The sequence below is a fragment of the Lactobacillus sp. Sy-1 genome, from assembly GCF_019303535.1.
Lineage (GTDB): Bacteria > Bacillota > Bacilli > Lactobacillales > Lactobacillaceae > Nicoliella.
Genome location: NZ_JACCIU010000002.1, coordinates 101,295 through 119,582, shown reverse-complemented (window position 1 = coordinate 119,582; position 18,288 = coordinate 101,295). Strand labels below are relative to the sequence as shown.

General features: G+C 35.9%; 18 protein-coding genes. 5 read left to right on the top strand and 13 right to left on the bottom strand.

The features are described 5' to 3' along the window. Nucleotides 1-92: 92 nt before the first annotated feature. The 3 genes from HZL42_RS07270 to HZL42_RS07260 all read right to left on the bottom strand — a co-directional run bounded on the left by HZL42_RS07270 (nucleotide 93) and on the right by HZL42_RS07260 (nucleotide 3,521). Entirely contained in the window at nucleotides 93-1,730 is a 1,638-nt protein-coding gene (locus HZL42_RS07270; RefSeq protein WP_219282991.1) for a peptide ABC transporter substrate-binding protein, read from the bottom strand. A 556-nt stretch (nucleotides 1,731-2,286) separates the two neighbouring features. Beyond that, complete coding sequence (locus HZL42_RS07265) at nucleotides 2,287-2,748, bottom strand: threonine/serine exporter family protein (protein ID WP_219282990.1); 462 nt, start codon at nucleotides 2,746-2,748, stop codon at nucleotides 2,287-2,289. A 2-nt stretch (nucleotides 2,749-2,750) separates the two neighbouring features. After that, a complete protein-coding gene (locus HZL42_RS07260) occupies nucleotides 2,751-3,521 on the bottom strand; it encodes a threonine/serine exporter ThrE family protein (protein ID WP_219282989.1) in 771 nt (256 codons plus the stop codon). Nucleotides 3,522-3,672: 151 nt separating this feature from the next. On the opposite strand from HZL42_RS07260, the gene HZL42_RS07255 reads away from it, so the two are divergent. Further along, entirely contained in the window at nucleotides 3,673-4,860 is a 1,188-nt protein-coding gene (locus HZL42_RS07255) for an MFS transporter (RefSeq protein WP_219282988.1), read from the top strand. 52 nt (nucleotides 4,861-4,912) lie between these two features. On the opposite strand, the gene HZL42_RS07250 is transcribed toward HZL42_RS07255, so the two are convergent. Further along, nucleotides 4,913-5,503, bottom strand: coding sequence for a hypothetical protein (locus tag HZL42_RS07250; protein WP_219282987.1), 591 nt, complete (start codon nucleotides 5,501-5,503; stop codon nucleotides 4,913-4,915). A gap of 174 nt (nucleotides 5,504-5,677) precedes the next feature. Between HZL42_RS07250 and HZL42_RS07245 the strand changes: the two genes are divergently transcribed. Continuing rightward, on the top strand, nucleotides 5,678-5,911 hold the full coding sequence (locus HZL42_RS07245) for a hypothetical protein (RefSeq protein WP_219282986.1): 234 nt from the start codon (nucleotides 5,678-5,680) through the stop codon (nucleotides 5,909-5,911). A gap of 68 nt (nucleotides 5,912-5,979) precedes the next feature. Here the strand turns inward: HZL42_RS07245 and HZL42_RS07240 are convergent, their stop codons facing one another. Next, the gene (locus HZL42_RS07240) at nucleotides 5,980-7,767 is read right to left on the bottom strand and encodes a phosphatase PAP2 family protein (protein WP_219282985.1); all 1,788 of its coding nucleotides are present in this window, start codon (nucleotides 7,765-7,767) and stop codon (nucleotides 5,980-5,982) included. Nucleotides 7,768-7,877: 110 nt separating this feature from the next. Next, nucleotides 7,878-9,125 carry a CAP domain-containing protein gene (locus tag HZL42_RS07235; protein WP_219282984.1) on the bottom strand — a complete coding sequence of 416 codons (1,248 nt, stop codon included), beginning with the start codon at nucleotides 9,123-9,125 and terminating at the stop codon, nucleotides 7,878-7,880. Nucleotides 9,126-9,223: 98 nt separating this feature from the next. Between HZL42_RS07235 and HZL42_RS07230 the strand changes: the two genes are divergently transcribed. Next, on the top strand, nucleotides 9,224-9,460 hold the full coding sequence (locus HZL42_RS07230) for a hypothetical protein (RefSeq protein ID WP_219282983.1): 237 nt from the start codon (nucleotides 9,224-9,226) through the stop codon (nucleotides 9,458-9,460). An 87-nt stretch (nucleotides 9,461-9,547) separates the two neighbouring features. Here HZL42_RS07230 and HZL42_RS07225 read toward each other — a convergent pair whose 3' ends face one another. The 5 genes from HZL42_RS07225 to HZL42_RS07205 form a co-directional block, all read right to left on the bottom strand. Further along, nucleotides 9,548-10,177: a hypothetical protein gene (locus HZL42_RS07225; RefSeq protein WP_219282982.1), complete on the bottom strand. Its 630-nt coding sequence runs from the start codon at nucleotides 10,175-10,177 to the stop codon at nucleotides 9,548-9,550. 98 nt (nucleotides 10,178-10,275) lie between these two features. After that, the gene (locus HZL42_RS07220; protein ID WP_219282981.1) at nucleotides 10,276-10,608 is read right to left on the bottom strand and encodes a hypothetical protein; all 333 of its coding nucleotides are present in this window, start codon (nucleotides 10,606-10,608) and stop codon (nucleotides 10,276-10,278) included. A 158-nt stretch (nucleotides 10,609-10,766) separates the two neighbouring features. Then, nucleotides 10,767-11,906 (bottom strand): family 20 glycosylhydrolase, encoded by a 1,140-nt coding sequence (locus HZL42_RS07215; RefSeq protein WP_219282980.1) that lies wholly within the window; start codon nucleotides 11,904-11,906, stop codon nucleotides 10,767-10,769. A 161-nt stretch (nucleotides 11,907-12,067) separates the two neighbouring features. Continuing rightward, entirely contained in the window at nucleotides 12,068-12,346 is a 279-nt protein-coding gene (locus HZL42_RS07210) for a hypothetical protein (protein WP_219282979.1), read from the bottom strand. A 49-nt stretch (nucleotides 12,347-12,395) separates the two neighbouring features. Further along, entirely contained in the window at nucleotides 12,396-13,217 is an 822-nt protein-coding gene (locus tag HZL42_RS07205; protein WP_219282978.1) for a ParA family protein, read from the bottom strand. A 715-nt stretch (nucleotides 13,218-13,932) separates the two neighbouring features. Between HZL42_RS07205 and HZL42_RS07200 the strand changes: the two genes are divergently transcribed. Continuing rightward, on the top strand, nucleotides 13,933-14,871 hold the full coding sequence (locus HZL42_RS07200) for a hypothetical protein (protein WP_219282977.1): 939 nt from the start codon (nucleotides 13,933-13,935) through the stop codon (nucleotides 14,869-14,871). Between the two features lie 234 nt (nucleotides 14,872-15,105). Here the strand turns inward: HZL42_RS07200 and proC are convergent, their stop codons facing one another. After that, complete coding sequence (gene proC / locus HZL42_RS07195) at nucleotides 15,106-15,882, bottom strand: pyrroline-5-carboxylate reductase (RefSeq protein ID WP_219282976.1); 777 nt, start codon at nucleotides 15,880-15,882, stop codon at nucleotides 15,106-15,108. Between the two features lie 112 nt (nucleotides 15,883-15,994). Next, the gene (locus tag HZL42_RS07190; protein ID WP_219282975.1) at nucleotides 15,995-16,876 is read right to left on the bottom strand and encodes a GRP family sugar transporter; all 882 of its coding nucleotides are present in this window, start codon (nucleotides 16,874-16,876) and stop codon (nucleotides 15,995-15,997) included. A gap of 261 nt (nucleotides 16,877-17,137) precedes the next feature. On the opposite strand from HZL42_RS07190, the gene HZL42_RS07185 reads away from it, so the two are divergent. Next, nucleotides 17,138-18,109, top strand: coding sequence for a YitT family protein (locus tag HZL42_RS07185; RefSeq protein WP_255552605.1), 972 nt, complete (start codon nucleotides 17,138-17,140; stop codon nucleotides 18,107-18,109). The last annotated feature ends 179 nt before the right edge of the window (nucleotides 18,110-18,288 follow it).

The window sequence follows — 18,288 nt, the reverse complement described above, 5'->3', positions numbered from 1 at the left end:
TTCCTAACCGTGGCATATGCCACGGTATTCATAAAATGGTGGCATAAAAGCATCAAAAAAACGGGCGCCAATAGATTGACACCCGTTTTCTACTATTTAATATAGGTATATTTGTAACTCCACTGTGGTCCAGCAGTATTATGGATAATGTTCTTCACACTAGCTTTTTGAAGGTAGTAGGTTTCATTTTGGAATAGTGGTGAAATTCCCTGATCCCGGTTCAATTCCATACTAGCCCCAATCAAATCTTGCCAACGTTTTTCAGGGTTATTGGCATCTTTATTTTCAGCACGGTCAATTAAATTATCGTACTTAGTGTTGTTGTACTTCCCATAGTTGTATGGCGTATTTGCTTGTGGAATTTGAAGGAACGTAATTGGATCCTTAAAATCACCACCCCAAGCAGCCAGGCTAATGTCAAATTCTCCCTTTTGACTTTGTTGGCTAGCAATTTGGCCAGGCACACTTCTAATGTTCAGCGTAAAGCCTTTCAATACTGATTCTAATTGTCCCTTCAAGTACTGCGTAACCACCCCACTATTAGGATCGTCGTTACTTGCCAAGATTGTTAACGAAACCTTGTTGGTCCCAACTTCCTTTAAGCCCTTAGCCCATAGTTGTTTCGCTAACTTTTGGTTATAGTTTAGGGTGTTATCAACCGATTGTTGATCAGCAAAGTCCTGCCCCGTTTTGGGATCATTCGCTAGGCCATGGGGAACAAATCCAGTCGTCACGGCTGACTTAAAGCCAAGCACCTTCTTAGAAAGTAGCGAACGGTCGATTGAAAGTGAAATTGCCTTTCTGATGTTAATATTATTAATCACCTTTTTGTTTTCAGCGTTCGAATCGGCAAAGTTATATCTAAGATAAGTGGTCATTGAATATGAGTAGTCCTTTAAATCAGGACTCTTTTGGTAGTTCTTAAGTTGTTCAGTCGACAACGAAGTGATGTCTAGCTTCCCCTGATTGTATAAGTTCAAACTAGTGGATGGACTTTGAATCACATTGTAATTAATGCGCTTAAGCTTAACATCCTTGCTATCATAGTAATTGTCATTCTTCACGTAAGCCCAGGTATTCCCCGTTCCGTTCCAATTGATAATTTTAAATGGACCGGAATAAACCATGTATTGAGACTTAGTTCCGTACTTATCGCCATACTTATCAACCACTTTTTTACTCTGCGGTCCGAATAGTGGGTACGCCATTAAAGTTTTGAAGTATGCGACCGGTTTAACCAGTGAAATTTGTACCGTATGTTTGTCCAATGCTTTAATTCCAAGCTTATTTGGTGACAACTTGCCTTCGTTAATCTGCTTCCCATTCACCACGCTATTAAATAAATATGCATACTGGGCCTTAGTTTTAGGATTCACCGTTCTCCGCCATGAGTAAACAAAGTCCGCAGCAGTAATTGGACTTCCATCACTCCACTTAGCATCCCGTAACTTAAACGTCCACGTTTTCCCATCCTTACTACTGGAGCCACTCTTTGCCAGTGCCGGGTCAGTCGCTCCGTTTTTACCAAGCCGATAAAAACTTTCAAATACGTTTCCAGTTGAACCGTATCCCGTTGATTTTGAAATATCAATCGTTGATAATGGTGATGCTGCAGCTAAGTTAAGCGTTTGGCGCTTCTTTGATTCTTGGTTCGTGCTTTGATTACCACAGGCCGCCAGGGTTAATCCAGCTAATATTGATATTGTTGATACAGCGAGTAACTTCTTCATGTTTCCACCTCATAAATTATATTAATCAAATTTAAAATAAAAAAGACCGCTCCCCCAAAGCTAATGTAAAAACATTAGCCCGGGTGAGCGGCCTTTTAATGTCGATCAGTAATTGATACTAGTTATCAAACAGCTACTGACCGAAGCTTAAAAGAGCTACCACATTCGTGCTAACGTTTGTTTGACAACATGTACACATTGATGAGAATAAATTAGTCATGATTGGGTAACTCCTTTCCATTCGATTTGATTGATTAAAGTTATTCTATTTGAAATTAAATTAAAAGTCAATTAATTTTTTAAAATAAATTTAATCTAAAAATAATAACCCCGCTATTCAGAATGAATAGCAGGGTTATTCGAGGAAAATTAATGATGTACCTGTTTAGATTAAATAATTATGTAATAACAATAGAAATTATATTTACTAGTCATTAAAGGAGTTCAATTGTTTAAGTTATTAATTATTTAACCAGTTACTATTATATAATTCTTTTGATTAAAAGTAAATGATAATTTTAATCTAAAACTAATGTAATTTATAATTAATTTTAAATTACTTATTTTTTATTGTAAATAAAATCAACTTTCTAATTCGGGGTTTCAAAAGTTTAAAAATCACCTCTCCAATAATAAAGCCAATTCCTAAAGAGATCGCAATCAAAAGCGTCTTCAAAAGCCCCTGCATCCCAAGGCGGTTTAATCCCAAAGTAATTTGTTCCATACTTTTATAGAATAACGCCCCCGGGACTAATGAAATTACCGCTGGTACAAAAATTAAATTAACCGGCGTTTTTACAATCATTGATTCAACATTAGCAAACAGGCCGACCACAATTCCTGGTAACAGGTTGGAAACGATTACGTTCGCTCCAAAATTAGTTGCTAGAATATACGCAATCCAAGCCATTGCACCAACAATTCCAGATGCAACTAGGGTCCGCTTCGGTACGTTGGTAATTACACCAAACCCCCACGTTGATAAAAATGCAAACAAAAATTCGACGCTAATCACCATTTTTAAAACCCACCAATCATAATTTGAATTAATAGTTTTCCAATAATTACGCCACCACTGATTGAAACTGCAACCATCGTAGCGTCCATCCCCAGAATTAATCCAGATAAGATATTTTTAGCCATAATTTCTCTAAATGAATTGGTAAGGGCAATCCCGGGAACGATCGGCATTAGTGAACTAAAAATAATCATGTCATCATCCGTTCCCTTAACCAACAACTGAATGGTAATTGCCAAAAGGCCGATTACAAATCCACCAACTGCAACGTTTAGGTACGGAGTTCGTAACTTGCCAGTCATAAAGCGAGTTGCTAAGTACCCTAAAATTCCCACAAAAAAGGAAAATGCTAAGTTCAACCAATTCGTATGGAATAATAATAGGGGCGCAACCGATACTAATCCAGCCGCAAAAATTTTCTTACGAAGCGAAAAGTCAATTACCTTATCCCTAATCCGTGAATACTCAGTCTGTAAATATTCATATGTGATTTTGTTATCAACAAACTGCCTGGATAGGTTATTGATTTCATCAACCTTTTGAAAATTAAAATCATGACCCTTGACCTTCATAATCTGATTTTTAATTCCACCCTGGTAGTAAACGAAAATAACCCCTAATTCGGCATAACAACTTAAATCATGCAACCCAGCCTTATGACCAATAAATTCCACCGTTGTTTCGACCCGGTTTATTTCAGCACCACTTTCAATAAGTGTCCGCCCCAGTCGACAACAGAAATTAGCAATCTGATTCTGTTCTGTATCCTGCAAAATTGCACCTCCAACCAACCACTAAATTTAAATTTATTATAGCATGCTGGCAATTCGAAAATGGGATAGATTAAATGAAAGCGTTTTCTTTTGCCAAAAAAGTGCTATAATAAAAAATATAAAATAAGTTTATCTGATTGGAGTGAATAGTATGGCTACCAATAACAATGATTGGAACGCTAAAACATGGTTCCACCGTTTCTCAATTTTAGCGGTTTCACTAGTCATCACCACTGGAACGGCAATTTCGCCCGCCCTTCCAGCAATGCAAAAAACATTTTCTGATTATTCACCAACACTGGTGAACATGGTCGCAACCATTCAGCAAATTCCGGCATTTATCGTTTTACTAATGTCCGCCCCGCTGGCAAAGCGGTTTGGTATCAAACAAATGATTGGTTTAGGAATTCTACTAATGGGAATCTCAGGAGTCGTTCCAGCGTTTGTGCCTAACCTCTGGTTCATCTTAGGCTCTAGAATTATCTTTGGAATCGGGATTGGGTTAATTAATTCGCTAGCCATTACGATTATTAATATCTTTTATGGTGGCGATGATCAGGCCCAAATGCTGGGCAATCGGAATTCATTTGAAACCATCGGGCTATGTATTGTAAACATTTTAGTGGGCCAACTACTCAACATTAGTTGGCAGGTATCATTTTTATCTTACTTCTTTATTCTAGTAATCCTGGTAATTTTTTGGAAGGTCGTTCCAGATATCAAATCCACTGAAACGGTTGATCAAGATGGTAACCAAACTCACGCGCAGGTTAACTTTGCCGTAATCTTGGCCGGGGTCTTCTGTGCCGTGATGACAATGGGACTAGCCACCGTTAGTGTTATGACCCCCACCATCGTGGTCAATGGTAAACTAGGGAGTGCTACTGATGCTAGTTTCGTAATTACCATTTTTACGATTGCAAGTATGTTAATGGGCTTTTTATTCGGTCAGTTCTTCAAAATTTTTCGGCGATTTGTTCTCCCATTGGGACTGTTAGTATTCACAATCGGCCTTTCAATTATGAATTTTGCACCTAACTTAGTTATCCTAACGATTGGAGTTGTCATTATTGGTGGTGCATACCCGCTTGCTGGAACGTACGTTTTTAACCTAATGGATACGGTCGCTCCTAAAAATTCCAACGCCCTTGCCAATTCAATTTTATTAGTTGGCTGTAACGTTGGAACTGCCATTTCACCAATTGTAATGGGCTTTTTAAACCAAATTTCTCCAGTATCTGGAGCACAACCAGGAATTGGGCTATTCAGTATTTTAATTGCCATTCTAATGGTTATCATCTTTAGTTTTCAACTAGTTAAAAAACCCAAAACAAAATAAAAAGTGAGTCCTTCCAGTCAGTGGAGGGGCTCATTTTTTATTATCATCACAATTATTTTAAATTATCATCCGAAAATTGTTTTAGCTTTGCCAATAAATCCGGATCAAGCCCGGAATCATCTTCGTCTTCATCAGAGTAGGAGGTAGCATCACTATAATCATCTGGATGGAGCCATTGATCATAGGCCTGAGTGTATTCTTCATCTACGTTTCGTTGTGCCTTTTCGTAGAAGGCCCGATTGCGTTCCATTACGTAGCCAACAAGGGGCTTATTTTCACTTGGCACCTTTGGACGGGATTGATCATTATTATTCTTGCGAACCACATCTTTAATTTCCACTAGTTCGTAATCAGTTACCTTATTAATGCCGGCCCCTTTCTTATAGGAATGGACCTCAGCATTGAAGCCCACTAAATCACCCTCCTCAAGTTGATTCAACTTAATGAATGGTTCGGTGTAATGAACCCAGACGTGATCAGTAACAAAGTTCCCCTGACCATCATGAACATCTAGAAATAAAATGGTGGGTTGGTAGTAATAACCAGCTTCGTCATTGTACGCTTCGGCATACCCTAGCCTCGTGAACTTTCCAACAAAATCGTACCGCTTGTCAGCAGCTAAATCCTTTAAACCGTTTCTCATGTAATCCCTCCAAATTGGCTTCATCTTATTATTTATATTCTAAGCTAATTCATAATAATAGGCAACGTGAAACAGGGTTACAAGATTGTTTCACGCATTTACTAATTGGAACCAAATAAAGTGGAATTAGCGGTATAATAATTAAGCATGTTTTTAGAGGGGAATTGATTAATTTTGGATAGTAATTTTTTAGAAATCGATTTTAATAACGGGTATCGACAAGCCATCGATGACTCAATTGCCAACTTAAAGGGCAATCAAGTTAGTCTCACTCAAATGTTATTTAAAGCGGGGGTCAAAAATCGGGACCTCGTTAACCGGATTTTTAAGGTCAAACATAGTGAGCCATATTTAAAGGGGTACGAAGAAGGATTAAGAACATTTAACTTCGATCGCATTCCTGGTTAAAATAAAGGGACGTTCAAAATCAATTTGAACGTCCCTTTATTAGTTGATGTCGTTATTATTAATTCTTACTACTTCTTTGCAATACTAATGTCGTGGTTATTGTAAATAATGTGAAGCCCGTGGCTTAATCCAGTTACTTTACTGAACTTACCCTTGTGACTAGTGTAACTCATGATCTTGTCACCGCTCTTAAACTTACCACCATCTAGTTTCAAGGTTCCACCTAAAGTGGCACCCTTCTTAACTACTAAGCGACCGTCCTTAGCAAGTGATGTGGTTCCCTTACTACTTTGCTTGTAGGCGCCCTTCACAGTAACCTTCTTTGCGGAAAGCTTAAGGTTCCCACCATTAACTGCAACGTCACCAGTTCCAAGTGCATCATTGCTTGCGGCCACTAGTGAACCATCCTTAACTGCAACGCCACCCTTGTAGGTGTTCTTTCCAGTTAATTGGAGTGAACCAGTTCCAGTCTTAGTAAGTTTTCCAACCCCGGTAATATCGTTGCTCCAAGTATCAGAGGCATTAAAGCCACCCTTGGATGCATCCATCTTAACAGTGGTGTCAGAAACTAATTGACCATAACCATTTGCAGCGTTGTAAAGGTTTAAACGCCCCCAACCTTCGCCATCATCTAGGATTGGGTAGCCAGTTGGTAATTCAGTAGTTGCAAGAACGGCTCTTCTTTGAGTCGCACTTAGGTATGGTAATCTGGTTTCAAGAAGAACTTCTGCACCCTTAGGTACTACGTAGGTATGCTTAGAATTAGCAATCTTTGAAAATCCATAAGTTAAACGGTAGTTGTATTTGGTGGAATTTTTCTTTGAATTATCCATACCATAACTATTGTCATCCCCCTTAGAATCCTTCAAAACACTTTGTGCTTGCTTGAAAGCGTCTGCCTTTAGCTGGGCATTTGCTGGGTCGTTCAAGATTGCTGCTGCAAGCGCAGTTCCAAGAACCCGCCCACCAATAACATCGAGGGGTGAATGCCGACCAGCAACGATCCGGTTGTTTCCAACTTCAGAGGCTCTGGTTAACAGTGATTGGAATTTTTGTGGATAAGCATATGCAAGTGCGTATGCAGTTAAGTATGAACTGTTAGTGTGACCACTTGGGAACCCGTAGTCATTAACTGGATCAGCCTTAGCTGATAGCTTTAGGGTTGGAATAATCACACCGTTATCTTGCGCGTTAGTAACGGTAGTACCATCCCATCTAAATGGTCGAGGATATTTAAAGTACTTCTTGGATGAACTACTGGAAGAGTAGTTACCGTCTTTCAAAGTATCAGCAAGTTTAACAACGTTGCCTAAGCTAGAGTTAGTGTCACCAGTTACTTCAGCTTTATCCCAGTTGGTATCGTAATCCTTAGTTTCAGCATCAGATGGAACTGATGTGTAACCACCGGTAATGTTTGCTTCTTTTCTGAAGTAATCAGTAAGGTTACCTAGTCCTTCTTGAACTGAGTAATCCATATCATTTTTATCATCTAGCCAAGATTGATCTTCTTCAGCCTTAGTTCTAGTTTTAGCAATCTTATCTGCTAAATCAATGTTTTCATCTAAAATCTTAGTGTTAAGGCGTTTCCCATTGTTCCAGTCAGAACCTGGTTGCCAAAGCTTATTCATTTGTGATAACAAATCAATTGAAGCATTGGTTTCTGGGGTCGTATTTGCACTGGTGTTAGTTTGGTAATCTTGAATGAAGTACCTACCAGCATCTGATTTATGATCAGCATCAATTTCAAGTAATGCTTTATTTTTACTGGTCTTATCAGCTTTTGCATTTACAGCACTGCTAATGCTTAAAAGGGTTAACCCAATTAAGACGCTGGAACGAAGGATTCTTTTTTTCATTTAAATATCCCGCCTCATCATTTTTAATTTTATTTAACAAATTTATAATAACTTAAGATTTTGTTTTTAACGTATCAAAAGTGTAAAAAAAATGTAAAAGATTAAAAATATTAATTCATTCCGGTAAATTCATATGCAGTATAAAATTGATTTGACTTTTGATCGTAAGTTACCCCAATTCCAATGTTAGTGAATTCACCATTTAATACGTTAGCGCGGTGTCCCCAGTTCGATTGACCTGCGTCAGCATAAGTCATTGAATAGTTAGACTGGTACCCAATCATATAGTAGGAAAAGTCGCTTGCGTTTAAATCGGTACTAATGTTTTCACCATAACGGTCGTACTTCTGATTATTCCCCAGTAACCCAAAATTAGTTAGATCCTGCTCAATAATGGAATTATTATTGGCATCATCATGACTAAAATTGGTGACGATATCATTAGATCTGATCTTAGCAATGGTACTCAATTGGGGATCTTCAACTAGCTTGGGTAACCCCACCTTAGTCCTAGCGGCATTTACAGAATCCAATGCCCCTTGTTTAACATCATTAATTTCTGCATCGCTAACGCCGTTAGCTCCAGCAGTGCGAATTAAAGCGTTCGCATTTGAAGTGGCCGGCTTGAGTTGACTCAAAATTACCCACCCAACCTCAATTTTATTATTAGGATCTGAAACATTGGTAACGTGAGCATATTCAATGCCATTAGCGTTGGTTTGAATTGCGTTAATCAACATTAGCTTAAAGTTAAATTGTTGGGGACTACTAATTTCATCACTTGAATTAGGTGGATCACCAGCTGGAAGGTTCTTATAGATTGCTAAGTTATTATCACTAAATAACCAAGCTCCGTCCCCAACTTCAAGTTGATCTGGATTGCCCGGGGCAAAGTTAGTCTGCGGGGAAACTTCATTCCCACTAACAAAGTTAAATCCATAAGCTAATCGGTCATAGTTAGCAGTAGATTCGGGGGCAGCTGAAGTCGAACTACTGGCAGGAGAGCTACTAGCTGTGGCTGCCGCGCTACTTGCGCTACTGGGGGTGGGCTTAATTATTGTTACACTAGCATCGCTAGTGGGGATAGTCTTTTGTAATGCCTTAGCTTTATTTAACTGCTTTTTTAACCGTTTAATTTGCTGTTTTAACTTTTGCTGCGCTGCCTGATTCTTGGTTTTTGCTAACTCAAGTTGCTTCCTATTAATATTAGCCGTAATCTTTTTAATCTGATTTGAATTAACGGTACTACTTGCAACAACCGGTAACGATTCAACAAGCAACGGAGCTGCAATGGATAGTCCCATTAATGAGATTCCCACAACCGTTAGTTTAATTAATTTTGGATGTTGATTTTGCATTCAATTCACCTCTTGATTTAATGATATAATGTTAATGAATCAGGTTGATAAGTTAGGAAGTGAAGATAACGTTTAATAAAATTAAAACCCCTCTTTACATGGCAGTCGGCGGAATTGACGTTCTAATTATTATTGGAATTATCACTAGCCTGATTGTAACTGATGGAGATTACTTTTGGGGGATTGTTTCCCTAACCGTTACATACGGAATTATGGTTCTAGCTGCTAGTGCTGCTCAGTTTCATAATAAAAATGGTGTTTTTAAGGATTCTAAGGTGGGCTTTGTTAATGGTTTCATTTTCAACCTATTCTTTTTATTAATTAAGCCAATTTAATAATAAGTAATTAAAAATAAATAATTTATAATTTATTGTAAATAAAAAGAACAGCTACGAAAGCTGTTCTTTTTAATTTAGTTTAGATTAGAATGGGAAGATTTCTGGGTTTGTTTGACCTTGGCCATCCTTAACTTCTGGTAAGCTTACAGTAGCACTTGCCATCTTGTTCTTTGCCTTTGCGTAAACAGATAGTGTATAACTGTCAGTACTTGCGTAGTTATAAGTAATAGTTCCACCAGCTGCATCATTAGAAGTATCAAATTCGTAACCATTGAACTTAGTGTAGAATGTAACGTTCTTTTCACCGTTAGAGTAAAGCTTAACAGCAACCTTACCTGGCTTTGAACGATCGATACTGTAGTAAGTAGGAGTGGCAGTTACGTATTGAGCCTTCTTAATGGTGTAAGACTTAGTTAACTTCTTACCAGCCTTGTTAGTTCCGTAAATCGTGAAGTTGTTTTGGCCAGTAAATGCCTTTGAAAGGTTAAACTTCTTGTTCTTTACGTTTCCAGAGGTAAACTTAGTACTCCCCTTCTTAACAACAACTTTCTTAACAGTCTTAGATGCAGAACCCTTAAAACTGATTTTTCCTGAATTATATGAAACGCTTGGCTTCAAAGTTGCTTTGGTACTAGCGCTAGCTACATTCCCAAAAGCAAATAATGGTGATAAAATTCCAGCAACTAATACGGTTGCAAAAACTTGTTTTTTCATTATTAAAAACCCCTTTATTAAGTACTATCGTTATTATATCATTTTAAAAGACTAAAAAACAAATTCACAATTATTTTTATTTGTTTGTAACCGAATCGTTACTTAGCTGTATCTTCCTTAATATACTTTTCAAGATCATCGGTCGTTTGCTTCAATTGTTTTTCTAAATAAGTTGATAGGGTTTCTCCGGTATCTTGAGATAAAGCCTTAAACTCTTTTTTTGAATTCATTTTGGTAACGTTTCCTGTAATTACAACCGGTGATAGAAATTTTTTATCTTGAAGATGGTTCTGCACCATTGCAACACTTCCGATTGACAAAGACGATTTTAGCTTAGCAGGAATAAAAAATTTATAAGCCTTGGGAAATAATGGCTTATTTCTACTAAACTGAATAAAGTGAACAATTGCGGTATTATACCTTAGTGTCATTAGATTATATCCCTCACAATAATATATTTACCCCATTATAACAGACATTTATCAAAAACATGAAATATTCTGGATAATTATAAAAAATAAATAATTTATAATAAAAAATAAATATTTTAAAATAAAAAGCGAGCCAATGTAAAATGGCTCGCTTTTTTCTAATTAAATTCATTTACTCGGTTAAAGTAAGCTACTAACCATGGACGGGTCTTCTTTTCAATTTGTGTTCCAGAGTACCCATTTCCATCATCAGACCAAATGGAAACAAAGCTTCCAATATTATTTCCATTTGGGGCTTGCTGGGTTGAATCTAAATCATCCCACATTCCAGAGTTAAATCCAGATAGTTGTTTCTTGAAATCATTCAAACCATCCTTATCTAAGCTGCCCTTATCTGCAACAATGTAGGTCATCGCTTGGTTATCATTAAATGTCTTTAAACCAGCACGGTTAATTTCAGGAAGGGATGCTTGAATTGCCATCAATGATTTTCTATCTGATGGATCAGTCCGAGCAGCAGATTGACTCCAGTAGTTAACAACGATACTTTTATCATATTTATTAACTTGTGACTTCATAATACTGTCATTCCAAACCATCATCCGTTTACCATGGCTTCTAAGGTAACGATTAATACTATTATCTAGTTGCCGAATTGAAACCTGATCATCATGACCGTCAACAGAAATTTCATCACCACCAGTTCCAAAATAACTATTCTTAGGTAAGATTGGCATATATTCAGCAATTATTTTTTTATATAAGGTTGCAACTCCATCAGCACCAAAATCAAATTCATTACTAAATGATAGCATTGAATTTAAATGTGGATACTTCTTGGCCCTTAGTAAATCAATTAATGCTTTACTATGACCAGGGAATTCAATTTCAGGGTAAACAGACACATGCTTCTTTTTACCATAATCAATTAATTCCTTTAATTGGGCCTTGGATAAAAACGGTCGGTTAGTTTTTTTATTGATGTACTCACCATTAACAACCTTTGCATTTTTAAGAGTCTGTCCTAAAAATTCATTTTCAATTCCAAAATTCTCATCATCAGTTAAATGTAACATTAGATAACGGCCCTTATTCTCACTAACCGTATCAATAAACTTTTTAATGGTTTGTGGATTGTAGTAAGTCCGAGCAGCATCTAAATTCAATCCGGTAATAATTCCGTAGTTCTTGACATGATCGTTTTCTTCACTATTTTGGTCAATGCGCCAAACAATTCCAAAAATCAACAATAGAACTAGAATAACTGGAATGATTGATATTTTAATCCAGCGTTTCATTTTTATGCTCCTTTTTAGTTCATATATATAGTATTGTACCGTATTTTAGACCAAAAAAATATAATTTAATAAATTATGTTAATAATAATAAATTACAAAAAATAAATTTTAAATAATAAATAAGCAGTCTTCCATTTTGGATGACTGCTTATTTATTGAATCTATTTACGTTTTTTATCTAAAATTTTCTTCATTGTCTTATACTCAATCTTTTCTTCATCAGTCAAGTTTTCAACTGCTGATTCCGATAGTTGGCCAAGTAATTCGGTTACACTATCTAACCCCAAAACACTGACTAATGAATTTAACTGATTTGCAGTATCAACAGAAACTCTAATGCTAGTTGATTTTTCACGCTGCTTTCGTGATTTTTCAATTTTTTTAATTTTATTATCAAAATCATTTCCTAATTCATTTCTAGAAAACACATTCTTAGGCATTTTGTTACGACTTTGATTCTCCAAATTCTTTCTTAGTAAATCACTCATTTTATTTCACCCGCTTAATAAACTCATCTGTAATTTGATCATATAAATAGTGAACCTTTTGGTCATGAATATCATGTTTCTGGGAAGGATTATCAGGATCAACAATTCCAATAATATCATATCGTTTTAATCGTTCCATATTTTTAACGATTGTTTCAAAAACATTTTCACTTCCGAATTGTTTTTTAGCTTGATCTAAAATCAATTGATCAACTTGAGACTTTTTCTTCAATAGTACTGGTAAAATTCCAGAAATATCATAGTCAGCTTTATAATTATCAATTAATTCTTGCAGGTATTCAATGTAAGCTTCTGCACCTGTGTACGAACGTTCTTGAGTTTGTAAAACGACAATTACGTATCTAGAAGCCATTAAGGCAGAATCGGTATATAAACTCACAGTTGGTGGCGTATCAATAATAATATAATCGAACTGATCCTCCAATGGTTGTAATAGTTTTGAAAAATGAACTGCCCTTAAGTACTGGTTATCAGCACCTGGATATAGTTTTTCCAAATATAATGGATAGGATGTAAAATCAGCAAAACTAGGGAGTAAATACAAATTGTCCCGAATCTTAGTAACGATGCTTTCTATATTGTTATCACTAATTGCCGTCATTAAAGTCGTATCAAATTTTACAACCTCTTTAGTTTGTGCTTGCTTAGTAGCCAAGTAAAGTGCGGTTGCATTAGCCTGTGGATCTAAATCCACAACTAGGGTTCGATAACCCTTTTTTGATAGGTGATATGCAATCATACAACTGTTTGTTGTCTTCCCCGTGCCACCTTTAAAATTACCAAAAGTAACTGTTTTTGCCATAAAGTCTGCTCCTCAAAAAAAAGTTTTAAAAAATTTTTTAGTGCGTATTATTGTATAAATGTATTTTAATATTATTTACTACAAGTAGTATATACTACTTGTAGTAATGTATGCAATGAAAAAGTTGCTAAATGTGCTTATATCAATGATTTTTCAGCAACCATGTATTCTTGTATACCCGAATATATGTATTAATATATGCAAGCATTCAAATAGTATTGTAGTTATAAATACATGTATGCAAGCATACAGAAAAATAAGCTATTGACTATTCTTATTATTACGGTTATTCTTTTCTTGTAATTAAAAAGCAACCAAATTGTATGGTTACAAAATTACAAATTATAAAAAAACAATGTATATTTAGACCGTTTAGGTTTTAATTATTAAAAAAGAATATAGAAAAAAGAGTGTTTCTAGAGAAACTGTTCGCAGCAGCAACCCTAGTAAATAGATCACAAGTACCCAAATTACTTGTTCTCCCAACACTCTAATTAAAAAAACTATTAAATTAAAAGCAGTCACTAATGTGACTAGCTATAAAAAAACAAAGACTAACTGGTTGGAACAAGTTCCAACGAATGTTTTAATTATAGCGTAATGGCATAATCATTGCAATATTAATAGCTTATTTAGTTAGACCTAAAATACATATTTTAGAAGGAGAACAAGGGTGACAACTTGTTCTCTTTTTTCTATTCCAGGAGGAATAGCCATGCAATTTATAATGCTAGACGTAGATTTAATTCAGAATCATGATCTGACCAATGACGAAATTGTTGCATACGCCCTTTTGTGTGATCGGATGAAGTCTTCAAGGACAAGTCGGCAGTTTTATGACTCAAAATTAAATGACTTTTATGTAATTTACACCCTTGAGCAAATGGCAGATTCACTAAAAGTATCCGTCAGAAAAGTAGGTCAAATTTTCAACAAGCTTGTTAAATTAGGTTTTGTAACTAAGAAAAAGCAGTTTAGTAAAGCTGACAAACTGTTTTTACCAAAGTTTACTGAACCCGACCAGCAGAATCTGCCAGTCGTAGCTGCAAATTCTGCAACCCCACAAACGCAAAAATTGCAAACTAATCAAAGTCACCAGAATCAAAAAAATCAATCAGAGATTGATACAGTTAATACAGTTGACCATCAGCCACAAAGGTATTCATCAATTGAAAAATGGAAAAATTCAGTTTGTGGAAAATTACATGTTGACCAAATGGTGGTTGACCAAATTCTTGATTTTACTAAAAATGATTTAACCCGTGCACATCAAATCATGGGGATTATTCTAAATGCTAAGACAAACGTTGCCAAAATAAACGGACTAATTAAAAGTCCTAAAACACGATTTGAAAACAATACTAACCTTGGGTCCAAATTGGCGGTTAAATTAAAGCATATTTTTAGTTACCTCCCAGCCAAGTTGGAAGAACAGGCTAAGTACTTAATGACCGCTCTAAAAACATTTTTCACGGAGGCGTTTGGGCTTAAAAAAGATGAAAAGATTACGCCAGTTGCAAATAGTGACCTTAAAATAATTGAACAACCGATCCCAGAATGGATGGAGAAGGACTATCAAGATAATTCTGAAGAAATATCTGAAGCCCAACGGTTAGCAACGGAAAAGTTAATTCGCAATTTTCATAAAAGATAATAAGCCAAATTGAACGGTTGTTAACAATCTGGTTCCGATAATTTTGAGTTAATTTAAGGGGGCTTAATTTCACTTTATAATAATAATCGTTAAGTTAATCGTCAGAAGCCCAAAATGGCTTAAAACGCAAAAAAAAGGTCAATTATGGTTTTAACCACCATAACTGACCCCGATTATTATTAAATTCGCCAATAATATAAAATATATTATTTATATTTTATAATTAATTAGAAATTACATGGTTTCATTAGAACTCTTAATTGCCTTCACAACAGCGTTTCTAAAGCCATTTTCATCTAAAGTGGTGACGCCTTTAATTGTGGTTCCACCTGGTGAAGTGACCTGATCTTTTAACTCTGCAGGAGTTTTACCAGTTTGAAAGGCTAATTGACCAGAACCTGACACCATACTGGAAATTACTTGGTAAGCAGTGGCTCTATCCAGTCCTTCCTCAACCGCAGCGTCTGCCATTGCGTCCATAAATATGTCTACAAATGCAGGTCCACAACCCCCAACAGTTCCCATAATGCCTAAGTTGGCTTCTTTAGTGACAATTACATCCCCTAATAGTTCTAATACCTTTAAGGCAGATTGTTTACTTGATTCACTAATGTCTTTTTCAAATGAAGTTGCGATTGTTCCGTGATTAATTGAAACGGGAGTATTTGGAATAATTGCAACAATTGGGTTGTTGGGCAATGCTTCTTTTACTTGACTAATTTTAATTCCGCCAGCTGCTGAAATAATTACGGTATTATTGTTAATTCCGTTTAGACTTTTTAATAGCTTAACGTTAATTTGAGCTGGAACGGTTGAAATAACGACGTCTAATTCTTGTTTTTTTAATTCAGTGGGATCACTAAATAAATTGAAACCAAGTTCATTTTTTAGTGCATCTACCCGTGGATTAACTGGATTCAGCGCATAGATTGAGCTAGCTGCCACTTTGTTTACTAATCCACTTAGGATTGCACCACCCATGTTACCAACACCTAAAATACCAATTTTCATTTTAAATTCCTCCAATTCTCTATTGCTACTTAATGATACTACAACATTTTGATTCTTAAGAGTAAAAAAAAAGAACTACTGAAATTAATTCAATAGTTCTAGTTTTAAATATTTACTTACCAAGGGATCCAGTGATAACACCACCGATTACGACGATTACTAATCCAATGGTTACGTAGGTAAGCCCCTTTTTGCTCTTCTTTTCACCAAGAAGCAAAATCCCACTTAATGTTGAAACAATTACACTCATTTGAGAAAGGGTGAATCCAGTAGCAATTCCGTTCACCTTAGTTGAGTACATGTAAACCGCAGTAGCAATTCCAAAGTCAATCCCAACTGCAATATTTGCAAATGATCGTTTGTCAACTAATGGATGTGGTTCATTTTTATCACGATAGAAGATTGAGATAATTGCTGATGCCAATACCATTCCGATTGCTTGAGGGAAAAATGCGCTCCATCCGTCAACAACTGGAATTTGAGGCAGAGCTGAGAAACCAACGTATCCAATTGTTCCGAGTAAAAGAACGGTGGTTCCCCTTCTAAGGACTGCGGGATCAAGACCTTGACTAGCGTCAATTTTATCGGTTTTAGTAGTAAATAAAATTCCTACAATGATTAGAATCAAAGCGGCAAATCCGAATAATTTATCAAATCCGGTTGCCCATTCACCAAAGAATAATACCCCAACAACTGAGGTTCCAACTAATTGAGCCCCAGTCGAGATGGGCATTGCTCTGGAAACCCCAATTTCTGGAAATGACCAGTATTGAGATAGTTGGCCACATGCCCAACAAGCTCCAGAAAGTAAACACCAGATAAACGCGCTAGACGATAGTTGGGGATGTCTAAACAATGCGATGATAACCGCAACGATTAACGCACCGTAAGTATTACCAACCAATTGGTTGATTGGTTTCCCACCGGTTTTCCCAGCGATTAGTGGCATTAGCCCCCAGAGAGCCGCCGGCACTAAACCAATTAAAATATTCATTTTTAAAACTCCTTTTAGATAAACCGTTCCAAATTTAATTTTATGAGTATTATTGTATACCTTTTTGGGAGTTAGGTAAATATATCTTTCGCTAAAAATAGCTATAATTGCCTATGAAATAGTAATGAAAACGCATTCATGTAAGCGTTTTAACAGCTTTTTAAAAAATTAAAAAAATTATTTGTAAGCGCTTTTTTTATAAAAAAAGTGAAAATGGTATATAATAATAGTTGAACATATAATTTAAAGGAGCTGATTCTTTTGGCAGATGTCGATACTGCCAGCACACATTCAGGAGACGACTTTAACAACATTCCTCATCGAAACCATAAAATTATCAATATCATACTTAAATCATTAATGTCATTTGTTGGAATTGCGATTTTATCGATGGGAGCCGCTTTTTTGAAGCAGGCGAATGTCGGGATGGATCCATTTACCGCAATGAACATTGGTTTTTCTAACTCATTACACATGGACTTAGGTTCCTTTCAGTTGATGGTTAATTGCTTCTTGTTCTTATTAGTATTAATTTTTGATCGAAAGCAAATCGGAATTGGTACGGTTTTGAACATGGTGCTAGTTGGATATGAAATTCAATGGTTTTCATCCCTGTATGGACTTGTTTTTCCAAACGGGAGTGGGATTTATGTTGTTATCGTTGACGTTGTCGCTGGATTAATTCTATTTACTCTAGGAACATCGATCTATATGTCCCCGGAATTAGGTGCTGCACCATATGATGCAATTGCACCAATCTTTTCTAATCGACTGCACATTAAATACCAGTTAGTTAGAAATATTCAGGATATTTCATTTATGGTAATTGCGTTTTTTGCTCACGGAGCAGTTGGAATTTTAACCCTAGTGGTTGCCTTTTTCGCAGGACCACTAATTAATTATTGGAACCAACACTTCAGTCAACAAATTGTGTACCATATTGATCATTTTAGTACCGAACCAACAATTAAGAATGCAAGTTCTGGAATTGCTGGGGTTGGTAAAATGGGTTACAGCATGGTGTTACATGCTTATCAACAAACATCTTTTGTTGAACAACACTTAGCTGGTTATTCAAATGAAGAATTAATTGAATTAACCCATAAAACCCAAGTATCAATTGAAAAATCAGTTAAATTACAGCGGAACTTACAATCACGCCTAAACGCATTAAAGCAAGAAGCTCACAAGCGCCACATTAAAGTTCCTAAGTTAGATGAATATGAAAAATAAATTATTTTAATTAACCAGACGAATCCTAAATTAGGGTTCGTCTTTTTTAGTCTTAAAATGAGACAAAATCGCAATGATTGTGAAATAAAATTCAATGTTAGGAGATTATTTAATGTACTAAGTTTAAACGTTGTTTACGACTTAAAAATTTAATTTAAAAATTTGATTTAATCAAGAAG